Origin of the sequence: Roseovarius bejariae (assembly GCF_009669325.1) — a bacterium.
Classification (GTDB): Bacteria; Pseudomonadota; Alphaproteobacteria; order Rhodobacterales; family Rhodobacteraceae; genus Roseovarius; species Roseovarius bejariae.
Genome location: NZ_SZWE01000001.1, coordinates 2016044 through 2033252, shown reverse-complemented (window position 1 = coordinate 2033252; position 17209 = coordinate 2016044). Strand labels below are relative to the sequence as shown.

Sequence of the window (17209 nt, the reverse complement as noted above, 5' to 3'; positions counted from 1 at the left end):
TAATTTGGCTTTGTTTCGGGAAATCGGCCCTCACGCGGCGCGGCGGCCGCATCCCCCCTAGGCCGCGACCGCGAGCCAGGCGGCCAGAGCCTTGCGGCGCTGCGCCTTTGCCTCGGCAAGGTAGCGCTTGAGAAGCCGGTGCCGTTTGCCGCCAGAATGGGTTTCCTGCGCTTCGTGCTGGAGAATGTGGTCCATAAGAGCGGTCCCGGAGCGAACCTCCCGTTTCGTACCGCCATCATCGATGAGCTCCTGCATGATCCCCTGGCCCACCTCCCGCAGATCCTGCGTGATTTCGTCGGATGCCGCGCATCCCGCCTCGAACTCCTGCAGGGCCTGCAGCGCCATGATAAAGCGCACCTCGGCCTCGGCCAGGGCCAGGGCGCGGTACCCGGCGTCGTCCTCGGGCAGGAGATCCCGGGAGGTCAGCTCGGGGCGATCCAGGATGATGGCGAGCCAGGTGGCAACCTGGTCGGGATCGGGGCGCGACGTGGCGCCGTGGCGCCTGGCGTTACCCGCGACCTTTGTCTTGCCGGCCTCTGTCTTGGGGCCCGTGCTGTTCTGCGCGTTGGCGCGGTTGCGCGCGGTGAGGACGTCGTCCGTCATCCCTCGATAACCGCGCCGTCCAGAGGGCGCGCGGCCTGCAAGGCGTCATAATCCCGCTTAACGTCGCGCCGCCGCCGCTCAAGGTCCAGGATCTGTGCGTCGTGACGCTTTGCCGGACTAGGAAAGTCCCGGTAGGCCGCGCTCATCACCTCGACGGGGTCCTGGCCAAGCTCGGCGATCTCGGCGTAGGCGGTGGCCTGGACGTCGCGGTCGTGGGAGATCGCGCGCGTGGCGAGGTCGTCGCCGGCGCGTTCCGCGGCCTCCCCGTCGAACGTGACGGGCTCTTCCCAATCGTCTTCATCGCCGCCGTCCTCGATGAAGCGATCCCACGCCACGTCAAGGGCGTCTTCATGTGCTGCCTTGCGCTGTGCGACAACGGCGTCGCGGATCGCGCCGCGTATAGTCTGTCGCAGGCATGCGTCTCGCATGCGTCGGTGCTGGAGGAGTTCCCACTCGATGGCGACGAGGTTCTCGGCAATGACGCACTCATAGGGCGTCAGCGGGGCAAGCGAACGCATCATGCCCTCATGAAAGCCATCAAAGGAACCGGGGTCCTCGCCGGTGATAGGGTCTCGCTCGGGCAGGACCTGCGCGAAACTCTCGAGCCCGAAACGGCCCGGGTCTCGGGGTGATATGTCATTGGGCATCCCTTGCTCCTTTCGGTTGCCACGTTTTCGTTTTTCTCCTCCTGGCGTCGCACACTGGTGCGCGCCTTATTCTTATTATGCTTCACTTTATTTAGGGATGGAGGTCCGCGGAAGGGCCACATGTAGATTTTTAGGGACATCGCGTCCTGATGCACCGAAACCTTAGAACCCTCGCCGCGTGCGCCGCTCTGATGCTGTCAGGTGCGGGCCCCTGAACCGCCCCGGTTTTGCCGGAGGCTGATTACTCCGTTTTACGCGACTTTATCGAACTCGTTGCACTGTTCATAGAACTTCTCCTCGGCCTCTGCTGGTGGGATGTTCCCGATGGGTTGCAGCAGGCGGCGATTGTTGAACCAGTCGACCCATTTCAGGGTTTCCACTCGACCGCATCTGCGGTTTTCCACGGCCCCAAGCGGTGAATGACCTCCGCTTTGAATAGGTCGATGATCGTTTCCGCCAGCGCGTTGTCATAGCTGTCACCTACACTGCCCACCGAGGGTTCGATCCCGGCCTCGGCCAAGCGCTCGGTATAGCGGATCGACACATACTGGCTGCCCCGGTCGCTGTGATGGATCAGATCGCCGTCTGGACGCCGCTCGTAAAGCGCCTGCTCCAGGGCATCCAGCACGAACTGGGTCTGCGGCGAGCGTGACGCCCGCCAGCCAACGTTAGGCAGGATGCCGCCACCGGTTCGAGGCACCTGCCGAACGTTGGCGAAGGTGTCGATCACGAAGGGTGTAGGGGACCGTGGCCCCGGTGGGGCCGCGTAAGCCCCGGAACGAAACGAAGCCCTGCCAGGTCGACACGTAGGTGAAGTCGCTGACCCACAGTGTGTTGGGCGCTGGCGCCCGGAACTGCCGGTTCACCTTGTCCCTTGGGCATGGCAGCGCCTTATCGGGCTTCGTCGTCTTCTGCGGCTTGCCACGAACGACGCCCTGTATACCCAGCTCCCGCATCAGCCGTTCCACGGTGCAGCGGGCCACATCGAAGCCCTCCCGCCGCATTTGGTGCCACACCTTGCGCACCCCGTAGACCTTGAAGTTCTGATCCCAAACACGCTGAACCTCGGATCGCAACTCAGCATCTCGCTTGGCGCGATCCGAGGCACGAACCGGGTCACGCTCGATAGCTTTGTGCTCGTAGAAGGTCGAGGGGGCGATCGGCAGAACCCGGCAGATCGGCTCGACCCCATACTCGGCCCGATGATCATCGATGAACCCGATCATCGTTTCAGTGGGCGGTCGAGCTCCGCCTGGGCAAAATACGCCGATGCCTTCTTCAGGATTTCGTTGGCCTGCCGAAGCTCCCGAACCTCGCGTTCCAGATCCTTGATCCGGGCCCGTTCCTCTGACATCACGCCATCTCGGCAGCCCGTGTCGGTTTCCTCCTGCTGAACCCAACGCCGCAATGTGTCGCGGCCGCAGCCGATCTTCGGCGCAATCGCCTTGATCGCTGCTGACTGGCTCTCATAGTTGCCCTGATTGTCGACCACCATCCGCACGGCTCTCGCGCGTGTCTCAGGTGAATAGCGGTTCGCTCTGTTGTCTTTTTCCATGGCTCCAATCCTTCCTCGATTTGGAGCCTCCGGGAAACCCGGAGGTTCAGGCGCGGCGTTCCTATACGCCAAGCTCCCGCCGCACATGGTCGATGCACTTGCGGCGACGTGAAGGGCTCAGAAGTTTCCCTTCGCGGCCTCTGTCAGGATCAGCTTGTCCAACGTCAGGTCCGACACCGCCCGCCGAAGCCGCTGGTTTTCCTTCTCAAGCTCCTTCAGCCGAACGAGCTGAGACCGTTGCATCCCGCCATAAAGCTTCCGCCATCGATAGAACGTCTGCTCCGTCACGCCGATCTGGCGCACCGCCTCGGCAATCGTCGCGCCTTGTCCCTGCAGAACTTCAACTTGCCGAAGCTTCGATACAATCTCTTCGGGCTTCTCTCGTTTTCCAGCCATCGCTGATCCTCCAATTTACGGGACAATCTATCCCAGTTGGTGGACCACTTTCAGGGGGCTATTCCACGCGGGGATCAACTCCAAGCCATTGAAATAAACCCGGTGCTCAACACCTCGGAATTATGAGGTTTTTCGCCAAAGACCAAATCTAGCTAAGGATTTGAACAGAAAATGTGAAGACCCCGCGAGATGAACCATCTCCGTTAAGTAATCACGCCAGGCTGTTTCGAAGGCTGCAGGCCAAGGGCGCACCGTTATCGGCCAGGTATGAACCGCGGTAATTCGGTAAGAAGCTCTTTCAGCAGATCGTTCATCTGCGCTTCGACAACTTCCTCCGACTGGCCCTCTCTGATCGGGCCAATTAGCCTGATGATAGCTCCGTCAGAGCGACCAGCCATCACCCCTCTGGTAAGCACACTGAACTTCGCGGACGCACTGCGCGGGATCGCATGACCCATGTGTGTAAACCAGTAGTATACCAGACTTCGTTGTGACCCCTTCTGGATGATAATCCGGTTTACCTTGTATGGGGAATTCAGGCCCAGGTCGCCGGCAATATCAACCATGTCCACTTTGGCAATTTCCCAGCCCGCACCGGGCAAGCAAATTTCAGGTGTATGCATCACACCATTTTCGGCCAGATCCTCATACCACGCCGTAAAAAAGTCTATCGTGGGCGAGCTTGATGACTGACCGAACTGTACCGCGTGGTAATCATCAGCAGCCAAGATTCGTTCCACTTCGGGAGTAAAACTTTGCTCCTGTCCAACTTGGCGCCAGTCTCCAACCTGTTTGGGAAACACAGCAAAGCTGGGCCGATCCGGTGCGGCATGATTGCGATCCGGGACCAGTGGCCAGGCGATGACGAAAATGATCATCAATATGGTTGCGGTAATTAGCGCCGGAGAGGCCTGCGTCAGCTTCAGCCGGGTGAGCTGGGGAAAGACCCCCTCTGTATTCAGATCAAGCGCCTCTACCAAACTCATCTTGCGAGGGTTTAGTTTGAGCAAGACCCACGCAAAACCGAAAAGGATCAACACGCTTGACATGAAGATCACCCAGCCCTCAAAGAAATGAGTGAACCCTTCGAGCCATTCAAGCCCAAAACGCTGCACAAGAATGCCGGCCAGCGCAATGCGCACCGAGTTCATGAAGACGGCGATAGGCGCAGCTGCCAAAAGAAGCAAAACCTTGTGCCATTTTGGGCCTTGATAAAGAAGCGCGAAAATATACGAAAAACTGAGGATTGGAAAAAGATAGCGCAGTCCAGAACAGGCCTCTGCGACATGCAATTTCAAAACCCCAAGGTCGATAATATTCCCATCGAGATAGACCGGGATATTAGCAAGCTGAAGGAACCAAACCCCCAGCTCAGAAGACACAAGCTGCAGTACCGTAGAGACTTCATAATAAAGCAGGCCTGGCAATGGCAGCATGAAGACCAAATGAAGCACCGGGGGCCAAAAATGCTTACCGGTCCTCCAGCCAAAGCTGATAAGTAAGATGCCCGCCACCCAGATAATGATGGCGTAGGCCTCCAGAGAGTCTAACTTCAGGAGTGTACCCAGCGCCATTACCATAACCGAGAGCAAAACTACGAACACGCCTGGCCATCGGTCATTCTTTGGCCCAGGTTGAGGCGGGAATTGCTTTAGTTCACGCAGGAACATCAGCGCCGAAAGCACAGGGATCAGCGGCCCGTGACTGTACTCCGGCCTACTCCAGGCTTCAAACAAGATTTCGAAGCCGGACCAAAAAAGCAGTCCTGCAGCAAGCGTGATCACAATCAGCCAGAATAGTCCCCAGCTCAACCATCCGCCTGTGGTTTTGGCTAAGTAGTCTTGATCCGTTATTGTCGACATGGACCTAATTTTTCTCCTGATTTAGACACTTATGAGCCTGCGTCACTATTTCTACATGCCAATTGACGACAAGCAAATCGCTTCTCTCGCACTTCAAACCAACGTGATAAACTCGCATAGCAAAATCGCTTTTATCCTATATCATACCGAACTCAGAGTTCCCGGGTGGCCTTATACGCCGATCCTGTTCACGCGCCGGCGCGTCCCCTCATAGGTCGGCCCCGAACAAAGTACAAAATATTGAAATCCGATGGTTAACTTTGTCGAAGCCACAAAACACCATTTTTCGAGTGCCCAGCAATCATTCAGCACACTACTGAAAGTTAGTCTTGTTTGTCACCCGTGAATGGTAAGTCAGTCCGTCATCATTTCCTCAAGCACAAACTGGTGAAGGGGAAAGGGTCGCTCCAATTCAGCCGCCCCAAACGGCGCTAAAAAGCAGAAGAGAGCAATCGGAATATTCCACTTCGATATTGTAGCACCATCCCGTGAAGCCAAAAGCAGCGTGAGCAAAAGCGCCATGTTTGCGCTCATCGCGACCCATCTGTGTAGGTCCGTTGCAACTAGCGACGTCAACAATGGTGCTGATATGGCAGCAAAAAGGAGAGCAGATTCACCGTATCCATTGACATACTGCAAGGCTCTCAAAGTGAGAAAAACCACATACACCAAAGGAAGAAGCACAAAGGCCACCTCCCCACTATTCAAACTTGAGAGAAGACGATATGCCGAATAAATAGTTTGCTCAAACGGGGCACCAACTTCAAAATATCCACTCCAAAATGGATGCTTGTTGAACGCGTTCGGCAGACGACTGCTCATAACCTCTTTAAATTCAGGCTCGGGCAGGTCTACGCGCCCGAAAAAAATAACAATGCAAGTGGCGAGGATGGCAAAAACGATGGGAATGTAATCGATGGGACCAAGTGTTTTTTCTATCTTGAGCGTTTTGAAGTAATAAAATGCCCAAAATTGTGCTGGTAACGTGAAGATGAATAGCTCGTGTGTAAATATCCCTGCAACTAGGATAATGCTGAATAGATACACATTCCTAATGTATAGAATATTGACGACAGCAAACAGCAAAACAAAAACATCAAGCGCGCCGGTTGTGTAGCCGGAATGGATTATGAAAGCAGGCGAAAACGCGACGCCAATCAGGAACAACGGATTGGCCAATTTCTCCTTTATACAATACCAGGCTGTCAGCAGAGCAAGCGCCTCCACAGCGACATGATGAATAAGGAGTGCAAAGACGTATTCATTTGAAAAAATGGAGTTGATACCCGTTTCAGACAACAGTGTCCCTATGAGCCCACGGCGGAAAAATCCGAAATCAGTATAAGAAATATAGAGTTGCCAAACCCTGCCATAAGACAGCAGGCCTAGGTCGGAAACAGCCCACCTGTTCAGCACAAAAAAAGAAAAACACATCGCCAAGAAGAAGATGAGCATGGTCATAAAGGGAGAACTTGTACCCTTTGAGGCACTCATATCTTCATTCTCTTGAAAATTCGTTCAGGAATATTTCTAATAATCACCATTATGAGCCGCCATATTGGCTTTACATATATTATATTGTTCCGGTTCCGAACGGCCTTGAACACAGCGTCCGCCACTTCATCCGGCTCAGCTGTCAATCTCGCTGGCAAGTCCATGCCATCGGTCATTTGCGTTGCCACAAAACCAGGTAACACAGTAACGACATGCACGCCTTTCTTCGCGAGCCGGTTTCGTAACCCCGACAGAAAAGCAGTCAAGCCTGCCTTGGCGGAGCCGTACACATAGTTGGTTGCCCTGCCGCGTTCGCCCGCAACAGAACTTATGCCAACCAAAGTACCAGAACCACGCTGCGCGAATTTATTGGCGAGTTCGGCGAGTATACTGGCGGGACCTTCGAAGTTACTACGCAGTACCTTTATTGCAGCTTTAGTATCTCGCTCACTCTGTGCTTGCTCACCCATGTAGCCAACAGCACAGACCGCAATAGTTGGCAATTCAGCCAAGTCTTCTAGAACGCCTTTATGAGAAGTGATGTCTAAAGCATCAAATTCGTGCAGCCTCACTGTAACTTTATACCGAAGCTCAATGTCGCAGCGGCTTGCGTCCAAGCTTTCAGCGTTTCGCGCAGCCAGTTGAATATCGTATTCGGCTTTGGCAAATCGATGCGCGAGCGCCATGGCGATATCACTTCGCGCACCAAGAATAAGAACAGCCCCATTTCTCACAATCCAAGCCTTTCTGACTGTGCAGAGCTATAAGCAGCCGATACACTCTCATCTCGCCGATATTTTGAATAGTCTTCAGCACGGCGGTCAGATTGCAAGAACACATCACGCTGCATGCGACTATCCTTTGCCAGGTAGAAGCGCCCGTTATGTTGCAATGTGATACTGTCCAACTCGTTCATCAATGCCAATGATTTCCTGTTCACAGGAAAGTCCAGCGCAAGCGTATAGCCTTCCATTGGGAATGAGAACCTACTCTCCTGTGCGCCAAATCGCTTGAGAACTGCCAAAAAAGAACCTGCACCAGCGCTTGCTATGGCAGCAAGAAGCTCGGTCAGCCCGTCTTCTGCCTGGCTGAGCGGGATAACGCATTGAAACTGCGCAAAGCCATGAGGTCCGTAGATTTTGTTCCAACCCAGTACCGAATCGAGAGGGTAGAAGTAGCTATCCCAGTCCACAATCTGCCTCTTAGGTCTGCGCTTTCCATTCCAGTAGTAGAGGGCGTTGAAGGCACGAACGCTAAAGCTGTTTAAAACCCAACCAGGAACGTCGACAGGAATGTTCAGCTTACGTTTCGCGGGCATCTGAAATGGCTGTTTGCGATACCGCAACGGCACGGAGGTAGCCTGAGCATGTTCTCCGAGCATCACAAGGGAACGCCCCAACTCTTCTCCGGTCTGCAAACAATCAATCCACGCAACGGAATAGGTCGCATCAAGCGAGTTTTCGAACAGCTCGATGGCATGGGTTATATTGTCTGCCGCTAACGTTGTCTGCTCTATCCAAGCTGAAGTCACAGGGCGCAGACGAATAGCAGCTCGCAAGATTACCCCTGTCAGCCCCATGCCCCCGATCGTCCATTCGAACAGCTCTGTGTTTTCTGTCTGCGAGCATCGCTGCACAGTGCCGTCGGCCGTAAAAATGTCTATCCAGTCTACATAAGAGCCAAAGCTCCCATCCTTGTGGTGGTTTTTCCCATGTACATCAGCCGCAATCATGCCGCCCAAAGTGACGAACTTCGTGCCTGGTGTCACAGATGGGAACCAGCCGCGCGGTAGAAACGCCTCAATCACGTCTGCAAGCAGCACCCCTGCTTCAGCAACCAGCTGCCCGGATTCTTCATCAAACGCCAACATGCGATTGAAGTGCTTCATATGAATAGTGTTTGTCGGGCTGACAGCGCTGTCGCCATAGGCACGCCCATTACCACGGGCAATCGCGCTGCCTTCCTTCACAAGGTTTGCCAACTCATCTGTGCTCCGCGGTGCCGTCACTTGAGCGTCAATCGTTGGGTACCTTCCCCATCCCGATAGTTTCATTGAGCTTGTGCCAATCGTGCGTCAGTAAACACAAAGCGGCGGTCCAAGTTGTATTTTGCGACATATCCAATGCTGAGCCCGATAATGGCTCCAAGCTCACGCATCATATCTGTTTGCCAGACAAGCCAAAACGCGGTTTCAGTACCCCAAAAAATCGCTGTCGTTACAATGCCCATAGCACTGTAGAGGGAGAATTTTTTGCCATGCGCTTTGACGCCGGCGCTCATATCGTCAAATATCCAGCGTTTATCCAAAACGTATTTGAGTACTAACCCAACCAATGTACCCACACCAACCGCCAACGCGAAGAGGGTGCCGCTGTCTCCCAAGAAGAGCACCAGTCGCTGCGTAGAAAGATTGGCAAGTGTCGCAAAGACAGAAAAGAACGAATAGCGCAGAACCAAGGTGTGTAAAGTCACAACGAAGCTCCCGTAGCTGCAAAGGCAAGCATAAGGACAAAACAGATTTGGCTCACCCTGTCTTTTAAAGCGAAGAGCACCGGGTCATCATGCATGGCACCACGATGGGTAATCAGAACTATCCTTGTCAGCCAGTAGAGCAGCACCCCGCAGATGCCCCAAAGTGCATAAGGGAAGACATAGAGTTGCTGTACGGCTGGTGAATTCACATAAAGCGCCATCACCAACACGGAGATATAGCCAGCCGTCAAGCCAATCATGCTGATGATTGGCAAGTCTTCCACATGATAGCCGCGCCCTTTCGCCTTTAACGTGCCCTGCTCTGCCATATCAACAAGTTCGGCTTGTCTCTTCACGGCTGCCAGCGACAAGAAAAAGAAAATCGAAAAGGCTAGCATCCAAACCGAAAGTTCAACGCCCGTGGCAAAACCCCCGGCGATGATGCGGATGGTATAGAGCCCTGCCAATATACATATATCTAGGACAACCTGACATTTCAGTGTGAGCGAATAGGCTGTTGTCAGTGCGAAATAAACACCCAATACCAGCAAAAATGCCCAACCCAAGAAGGCTGCAATAAGCGCACCCCCTAAAAGCAACGCTGGAGCCACGATGCTACCATGTGCAATGGGTACAGCTCCTGACGCGAAAGGGCGCAGGCGTTTTCTGGGGTGCGCTCTGTCTGCATTCAGGTCCAGCAGATCGTTCAGAACATAAACGCTGGAGGCGACAAGGCTGAAGGCAAGAAATGCCAGCATACTGCTCAGTAAGGTCGCTGTGTCAAATTGATGCGCGGCAAGCATCGGTAGGAATATCAGAATGTTCTTAAGCCATTGATGCGGGCGCAGCGCCTTGATGTAAGAGCTTATCGATCTTGATGTCGTTGCCAAGTGCTCGATGGGTTTGCCGAAAGCTTCGGCTTTTTGACGCAAGGACGACGGCGCATTTACCGTTACTATCTTTTGGGATGCTTGCCAGACAGGCAGGTCAGCATGCGCATCGCCCATATAACAGAATGCCTCGTCTCCAAATCGTTCTAATAAGAACTCTGCTTTGTTCGCCCCTTTGAGATTATGCGCGCCGTCTGAACCATGCACTTCATCAAAAATCTGCAGGTGTTCGGCAATATTCTCTGCGAGCGTTTGATGGGACGCCGTCACCAGCGCCACTCGCCCACCGTTTTTACGAAAAGCACGGATATAAGCAAGAACCTCATCGTCATATGGCAACGTGCTTACATCAATAGTAGCTTCTGAGCCGAGATAGGCTTTCAAAGCCGCTTTGCCCTGACTGAGAGCAACTGCTGCGAGAAACGGACTACGCCAATCCTTACCGAAAGCGGACCAGAAGCTTTCATGCAGTATATCCGATTTGAGCAAAGTGCCATCTAAATCAACAATAAGCATTTTTTTCATTCAAAGACTCTCGAGGCCACTTATACATGTGTCTCAGATATTTTTATTAGCGCAAGCGTCGTGAAAAATTATAGGACGCCATACATGCTACTTCGAGTGTTCGAAGGATCCCAAATTCCCTTGGCGCCACCGATCTTCAAAGGCATGAATGAGCGTTCGCCACCAACTATCTTTAGAACTGTCAGGCTAACATACGGCTCGAATTTACCAGAAATGGACCTATTCCAATGTTTCCTGCCCGCAGCCCTGCTCAAAACCTGCTGAAATTCGACCGGTCCAGCGATAGGCTAAAAGCCCAATCCATTCTTTGGCCCCTTTGTTGAGATCTTCCAAATTGCCCGCAAGGTTCCAGCCCACACGGTCCCAGAATGCACCACTTCGAAAGTCCACGGGCCAAGCGACAAGATTTTGCCAACCGGCGGTACAGAAACTTGCAATGGCCCGTGGCATATGCGCAGCGCTGGTCACCAACAAGATCTGCCCCTGTGGGACATCCTGAAAAAGCGTGAGCGTGTTGCGGGCGTTTTCCGCGGTGTTGCGAGAGGCGCTTTCGATATAAAGTCGGTCAAGAGCGATCCCTGCACTCAGGAAAATCATCTCAGCAATACCGGCTTCGCGGAGCTCTGAGGAAACAAGTGCACCGCTGCCCCCTGAGAACACAAGGTCAGCTTCAGGAAAGCGATTTGCGAGAGAAATGCCGGCCAAGTAGCGTTCTCCGGCTTCGTTGATTTGAGCTTGGTTCCAGGCGAGGGTCAAATCCGGAACTTCCGAACCTCCCAGCACAATGATGCGAGACACATTTTGGACTGTCGGCTGTACAACAAACCGACGTTCCAGAGGTCCCATTAGAAGGTCAGCTAACGGAAACACTGCGACAAGCACTAACCCACTGACCGTCAGACCCAGAGTTCTTTTTGCAGCGCTATTTCGACCCAGCCAAGTCAGACCCCATGACAAAAAAAGCACCAATAGAAATAGCGTCTCGGGCCGCAGCAGCGCCCAGACAATCTTGGAGAAAACAAAGAAAACTGTGTCCATGAGGCGGTTTTGATCGAAAGGCAGGCGTTATGCCCGATCCGAAATATATGTAAATTCCCGAATATTGAGCATTTCTGGTCCGCAGTCTCTACAAGCGATAAGGCGCATACGCCATAACATGTCTATATTCCAGCAGCCGACTATCACCTAAAAGCCCCAAAAGTTCTTATAGGGAAGATAGCAGATATTGGCGTGCCGCGAGCTGAGAAACCACAAGGCCTGATAGGAGCCGTAAACCAAAACGGGCAGCGCAAAAACAAACCCCCTGTTCAATCTGGGAAACGCGACACGTGCGAGTGCGACAAAAGTCACGATACTTAAAGGCATGACGTAGTAGATCACTCGGTGCAAAAGAATAGATGAAAAGATTGCTACAGGGATCAACGAAAACGTGATGGCTGTCGTCAAACGCATGAGCTCGAAAGACTCAGGGAAGGCGCTCTGCAATCTCGTTCGATATTTCAGAAAGAAGATCGCGGGGATTAATAGGAGAACGTACCGAATAAGTGCTCCACCGGACGTGATGTCACTGTTGTCAAGATACCTGTCACTATAAGTCTCGAAGCGATCCCCCAAAAGTACCACGGCCAAAGGTCCAAGGATAACGGCAGAGCCAAAAAGCCATGCCGTAGTGACCTTGCGTCCTGCCAATGCAGCAATCGGCAGAAACATGATTATACTCGTGTGGAATTGTGCTCCAAGGGCGATCCAGATAGCGGTCCAGAGTTTTGAGCCACGCATCCAGGCCACAGACGCCACCATAAGAAATCCCGTGGCAAGACCCTGCCGGATACCGGACATTGAAAGTTGGACGATCACCACTGGGAAAAGCAGCGCAAGGATCATCAGGCTATCCCGGTGGGCGCGGCAGAATATCACGATACAGCTGACTATGATCGCCGAGGCAAACATATTCAGCCACATGTAAGACAAATCATTTTCACGAACGAATTTTGTCATGAGCCAGAAACCCGGTTCATCAAAATCTTTGATCAAGGCGCTCAGCGACTGATCCAGCTGCGTTATACGAAACCGATGAAGATATCCCCACCAATCACACCCAACCTCATTCCGCGCGCCCATGAACCAAAGGAGGAATAGTGCAAACATTATGAGAACAGTTTTCTGACCTCGTCCTTGAATGTTCAGGGCAGCTAAGGCCAGCACGAAAAACACGCCAAGATAAACTAACAATTGGCACCCCTAACGAGCTGCGTTTCACGCGCAGCGTCCGACATGGTCACGCTTTCCATGCCGTGGGATAATCTTAATCGTGCATACTCTTCGAGTACTTTTTCGAGTTGCATGAGATTTTCCCGGGCATTTCGGCCAAAATTGTGAGGATGCCACCAAAGATGAAACTGGCGTCCTTGCTGTGCGGCAGTTCTCATCTCAGAGCGAATACGGTTTAGGTGCAAGGTCGAATATGCGGGCAAGGAAGACCGCCAAGGCCTCAAGAAACGAGAGGCTTTTACGTCGGTTGCCCCAGCACATTGTTTGGGCCGACGCGGATCAGTCCGGGGGACAACGGGCATGATGCTATCCAACAGGCGCACACCGCGAACAAGTGGGGTCACGTCACGATTGGCCATGGTTCGGTACGCAAACACGTCCGGTTGCCCGCGAAAGGTGGTGATGCCTTCTGCCACGCAAATTTCCACGTGATCGTCATGATACTGATTTCGCGGAAAGACGATACTCTTCAACTCATGACCAGCACTTTTCGCAATCGCTTTTGCGGACTGGATGTCAGCCTTGAAGGCGCTCAGTGTTTGTCCGTCCTCCAGACAATAGAAGTGCGAGAATGTGTGCGTTGCGACCTCCTGGCCCGGTGTTTCCGCCACAAGGTCAAGAAGTGATCTCCCAAAATGATAGGGGTCTTCTTTCTCATTTTCTCCGATGTCGCCTTGGATCGCTTCATAGTTTGAAAGCGATGCGTTTGTGTATTTCGGCAGGTCATCCGGTATGTAGTCGAGCATTTCCTTGCGCGTGCGAGCAAAAAGCAGGCCGACAGTCGCCCAAGTTGCATGTACCCCATACTGCGAAAAAAGCTTCAGAATTTCCGGGATCGCTTGCCGCCCTCCGAGTACAGCATCACCGTAGTCATCCCTGCCCATATGGTAGCGGACACCCCACATGAGTTCGAAATCCAAGGAAACGATAAACTTGCCGGTCACTTTAAACCTGGACCTTTCACTTATTGCGCTTTCGCGGAAGCAGACGCCGAAGTCCTTTGCGCAGATAGCTCTTCAACTCGGCCCAAGCAGGCGCGCGGTCACCCGGCACCCCGACCGCCGACACTCGTTTACTAGCATGTCTGGCGGCAGCGATTTTGGGTGGCGGGAGGACGAAGTCGTTTTTTAAGCGATAAAACGTCGCCGAGTAAAAATCCTTGAGTGCATAACGCCAGACAACTCCATTCCTCTGTTCGCGGTCTTCAGGCAGGGGGCCAACGCCCGTGAGGTCTCGATAGGCGGCCAGAGCAACGCTCTTTCCCGCGGCTGTAGAGGCTGAAAACCAAAGTGACGGGCGCGGATTGATTTCTATGATCTTCCTTTTGCCAGTCCTGGGGTCTCTTTTAAATTCTGCCGCCGCAATTCCCCGAAACCCAATTTCTCGAAGGAAATTCTCAGCGATCTCACGTGTCTCTGGCTCGTCCTCGCTGATGACCAGTGAGGCTGAGCCAAACCCCGGGGGAAATTGCCGAAGTTTTCGGCAGGTAAAGGATTGGTGGGCGCACCCCTTTTCGTCGAAGTAGGCCGCGAACAGTGTGATCTCGGATTCAGGGCCGGGCACGATCTCCTGAACCAGCAAAGTTCCCGCATGATCGGGGATCAGTTCCATCATGCGTGCATAATCTGCTGCATTCTGTGCAACCCAGCCTTTTTGCCCAGCCATCTCTGACTTGATGTCATGGATCCTGCTAGGCTTGATCAGGACGGGAAAGTTAAGCGAGCCCGCCAGTGAAGGCATATCGGGCTTCTCGATTTCATAAAGGCTCGGGTAGTCGACGCCATGCTCGGCGCAAAGACGATAAAAGTCTGCCTTGGTCAGGATGCGTGCCGCCACACCATCCCGATAGGACTCTTGGAAAACGAATGATCCCGCTAGTCGCTGTCGATGACGGATGATGAACTCCAGATCCTGATCCGACGTCGGTATGAGTATAGGCTTTCTGTGCTCCCTGCCGGCGCGATGGATAAGCTCTTCCACGCGACGGTCCTCGTCCGGCTCAAGAATGACATCCTGAAGGTATCGAGAGGCAGACCCGGCTTGTCGCTCCGTCGCCACCCCGATCACGGGTATACCCTCAACCCCGAATTCCCTGATGGCGTAAAGCCCAGTTGGTGAGAGCCCAAGAACAAACGCGGGCGGAAGGATATTCACAGCGTTCATTGTCCACCCTCCCTTGTAGCAAGTACTTGATCGAACACGTCCCGAAGCGCGGTGGCTTGTTTGGTTGGTGAAAATCGCTCCTCAACTTCGCGCCGCGCGGACTCCGCTACGCGCTGACGAAGACCCGGGTCTTCGATCAGCTCCGACAGGGCCCTTTCCCAATCACTATGCACCGTGCACAAAAAGCCCGTTTCACCGTGCTTTATGAGCTCTAGATTATAGCCGATACCCGTACAGACGGCGGGAACGCCTGCCGCCATATAAGTTCTCGCTTTGCCACCCGACTTCCCACGAGACCACTCTTCGAGCGGCAACGGCATCAGTCCAATCGAAAATCGGTTGAGGGCCTCCAGTTCGCCGTCGAGCGACCAATTGGTATGTGTCACAGGCAAACCTGGTAAATCAAACTCTCCGCCCCCCACGATCTCGAAGCGCACATGCGGATATCGCTCGGAAATCTTTCGCAGAACAGGCTCGATCAGGCGCAAGTACTTGACCGTGGAATTCGAGCCCAGCCACCCAATGACAATCTCATCGGAACTGGTGTGCGAAGGCCGCATGCGAATGCGATCCGTGTCTTCGGCTACGTCCACGGTGACCGCCACCCCACCTGCATCTATAGCTTTATCGCGCAGCCAGTCATTTCCCGCAATAACGCAGTCACAAAGACGAAAGAGTTTCAGAGCTTTTTGAGGAGACCGCATCAGCGTTGCTAGACGGCTGTATCTGCTGGGCTTCTTGATGAACAGGGCGTCGTCATAATCGAACATCAGACATGCGCCGGATGCTTTCATGAGACGTTCAAGAACTGGAGGACCAAAGGGCAGGAGTTCTCGCTGCATATAGATAATATCGTACTGTCTGAAATTCCGGAGCGTCCAGATACGGCTGAACACAGCTTTTAGAGTTGCGGCGAATTTTGCGGGTGTTCGGCCAGGCGTGAAACTGAGCTCATACATTTGGCTGTCCATAAAACTCTGCACCGTACAGGCCACTCCAAGACGCTCCAGATGTGGAAGATATTGGAAAACACGATAGCGACTGCTTGCGCCCTCGTAAGGGTAGCGCGTGAGAAACAAGACTTTCAGCGGGGTTGGCATCAAGCCGTGCCTCTAACTGAAACTTCGTTCTCGGTTCCTGCAAGATTTCGATAAACTTTGCTATAATCTAAGATACCCGTCTCAAGCGCGAAGTGTTCTTCGGCGGCTTGCCGGCACCGGGCGGCGAGGCCTGGTTCCTTTGTGCGCTCTATGAGGTCGACCAACGCATCACGCTGCGTCTGTTCGTCAAATGCATTGATGGCAACCCCGGTGTCTGTTTCGACGATTGTTTCCTCAACGTCGCCAACTTGGCCATTGGCGAGGACCGGCTTGCCACAGGCCAAGAACTCACCCAACCGGGTCGGGCTGGATGCCCGCTTCGACCAAACCTGCTTAATGAAGAAAATACCTGCATCCATGCGCGCAATCTGTTCCGAAACCTCCGAATAGGGCGCGGCCCGGATTTCGACCCGCTCTAGGTCGACACCCGCCTCGCTTAACCAGTTGCGGATCGCATCATGATCTCCCTTGTTGATCACAAGGAAACGTGCGTCCGGGCGCATGTCGAAGAGCATGCGCACGGCCTGCGCCACTTCCGCAAACATGTACCAACTCCCTGCAGAGCCAACATAGCCAAGCGTGAAGCTTCCTTGGGGCGACTCAACTGGCTCCACCGGGCGGAAAAGCTCGAGATTAGTGCAGGTTGGAATCACAGACATCGGCGGAGCTATGCCTTGCAGATAGTCAAACTTCTCGATCTCGCGAGCGCCCGCACGGGTCAACGAGACGACATGATCCGCACCAAGAAAGAGCCGCCGTTCGACCCACTTGAACGCGCGATATCGTAGCCAATTGGGTTTCCATATCCCACCATCTACGCGCTCATCCGGCCAAAACCCACGCATGTCGAAGATAAACCGGGCGCCTGTACGGCGCTTGACGGCAAGTCCAATCAGTCCCGCGATATAGGAGCGGGTATGGACAATCTGGATGTGGCCGGTACGAGCCAAAGCGGTCGCTTTGCGTATCCCAAGGACGATGTCGTAGATCGTCGCCGGTATCCCTGGACGATTGTGATAGGTCAGCCGGTGCCAATCTATGCCGGCCACACGGCACCTTTCCGCAAGGGCGTCGAGTTCTGGCTCGTTGGCGAGGGCGTCTGGTTTCTCGAAGGTCAGCAATGTGATGCGATGATCTCGCGCCAAGCCCAAGACATATTGAAGCACCTGACTTTGGCCGAGAGGATCGAGCAGGCCGGTGTAGGAGACGTAGAGGACACGGGCCATGCTTT

Annotated in this window: 14 protein-coding genes, 2 pseudogenes and 1 other annotated feature; all 16 genes and pseudogenes read right to left on the bottom strand. The window is 53.7% G+C overall.

The window, feature by feature from the left end:
* Positions 1-57 precede the first annotated feature (57 nt).
* The 16 genes and pseudogenes from FDP25_RS09720 to FDP25_RS09645 all read right to left on the bottom strand — a co-directional run bounded on the left by FDP25_RS09720 (position 58) and on the right by FDP25_RS09645 (position 17204).
* Positions 58-603 (bottom strand): hypothetical protein, encoded by a 546-nt coding sequence (locus FDP25_RS09720; RefSeq protein ID WP_154151200.1) that lies wholly within the window; start codon positions 601-603, stop codon positions 58-60.
* On the bottom strand, positions 600-1250 hold the full coding sequence (locus tag FDP25_RS09715; RefSeq protein WP_154151198.1) for a hypothetical protein: 651 nt from the start codon (positions 1248-1250) through the stop codon (positions 600-602). Before FDP25_RS09715 ends, FDP25_RS09720 begins: the two co-directional genes overlap by 4 nt.
* A gap of 251 nt (positions 1251-1501) precedes the next feature.
* Positions 1502-2805 (bottom strand): annotated as a pseudogene (locus FDP25_RS09710) (IS3 family transposase).
* Positions 2402-2518 (bottom strand) — a sequence feature (AL1L pseudoknot). (Overlaps the previous pseudogene by 117 nt.)
* A gap of 64 nt (positions 2806-2869) precedes the next feature.
* Positions 2870-3201: pseudogene (locus FDP25_RS09705) on the bottom strand (transposase); the annotation flags it as partial.
* 254 nt (positions 3202-3455) lie between these two features.
* Positions 3456-5063 carry a VPLPA-CTERM-specific exosortase XrtD gene (xrtD, locus tag FDP25_RS09700; RefSeq protein WP_154151196.1) on the bottom strand — a complete coding sequence of 536 codons (1608 nt, stop codon included), beginning with the start codon at positions 5061-5063 and terminating at the stop codon, positions 3456-3458.
* Positions 5064-5417: 354 nt separating this feature from the next.
* A complete protein-coding gene (locus FDP25_RS09695) occupies positions 5418-6524 on the bottom strand; it encodes a hypothetical protein (protein WP_154151194.1) in 1107 nt (368 codons plus the stop codon).
* A 29-nt stretch (positions 6525-6553) separates the two neighbouring features.
* Positions 6554-7291 (bottom strand): SDR family oxidoreductase, encoded by a 738-nt coding sequence (locus FDP25_RS09690; RefSeq protein ID WP_343032013.1) that lies wholly within the window; start codon positions 7289-7291, stop codon positions 6554-6556.
* Positions 7288-8610, bottom strand: coding sequence for an FAD-binding oxidoreductase (locus tag FDP25_RS09685; protein ID WP_154151190.1), 1323 nt, complete (start codon positions 8608-8610; stop codon positions 7288-7290). The genes FDP25_RS09690 and FDP25_RS09685 overlap by 4 nt, the downstream gene beginning before the upstream one ends.
* A complete protein-coding gene (locus FDP25_RS09680) occupies positions 8607-9029 on the bottom strand; it encodes a GtrA family protein (RefSeq protein WP_343032012.1) in 423 nt (140 codons plus the stop codon). Before FDP25_RS09680 ends, FDP25_RS09685 begins: the two co-directional genes overlap by 4 nt.
* Complete coding sequence (locus tag FDP25_RS09675) at positions 9026-10444, bottom strand: UbiA family prenyltransferase (protein WP_343032011.1); 1419 nt, start codon at positions 10442-10444, stop codon at positions 9026-9028. Before FDP25_RS09675 ends, FDP25_RS09680 begins: the two co-directional genes overlap by 4 nt.
* Positions 10445-10663: 219 nt before the next feature.
* Positions 10664-11482, bottom strand: a complete 819-nt coding sequence (locus FDP25_RS09670) for a YdcF family protein (RefSeq protein WP_154151187.1) — start codon at positions 11480-11482, stop codon at positions 10664-10666.
* A 147-nt stretch (positions 11483-11629) separates the two neighbouring features.
* A complete protein-coding gene (locus FDP25_RS09665) occupies positions 11630-12676 on the bottom strand; it encodes an EpsG family protein (protein WP_154151186.1) in 1047 nt (348 codons plus the stop codon).
* Positions 12670-13659: a polysaccharide deacetylase family protein gene (locus FDP25_RS09660; RefSeq protein WP_154151184.1), complete on the bottom strand. Its 990-nt coding sequence runs from the start codon at positions 13657-13659 to the stop codon at positions 12670-12672. The genes FDP25_RS09665 and FDP25_RS09660 overlap by 7 nt, the downstream gene beginning before the upstream one ends.
* Positions 13660-13675: 16 nt before the next feature.
* On the bottom strand, positions 13676-14695 hold the full coding sequence (locus FDP25_RS09655) for a carboxylate--amine ligase (protein ID WP_154151182.1): 1020 nt from the start codon (positions 14693-14695) through the stop codon (positions 13676-13678).
* A 179-nt stretch (positions 14696-14874) separates the two neighbouring features.
* Entirely contained in the window at positions 14875-15978 is a 1104-nt protein-coding gene (locus tag FDP25_RS09650; RefSeq protein ID WP_154151180.1) for a glycosyltransferase family 4 protein, read from the bottom strand.
* Positions 15978-17204 (bottom strand): glycosyltransferase family 4 protein, encoded by a 1227-nt coding sequence (locus tag FDP25_RS09645; RefSeq protein ID WP_154151178.1) that lies wholly within the window; start codon positions 17202-17204, stop codon positions 15978-15980. The genes FDP25_RS09650 and FDP25_RS09645 overlap by 1 nt, the downstream gene beginning before the upstream one ends.
* Positions 17205-17209: the final 5 nt, after the last annotated feature.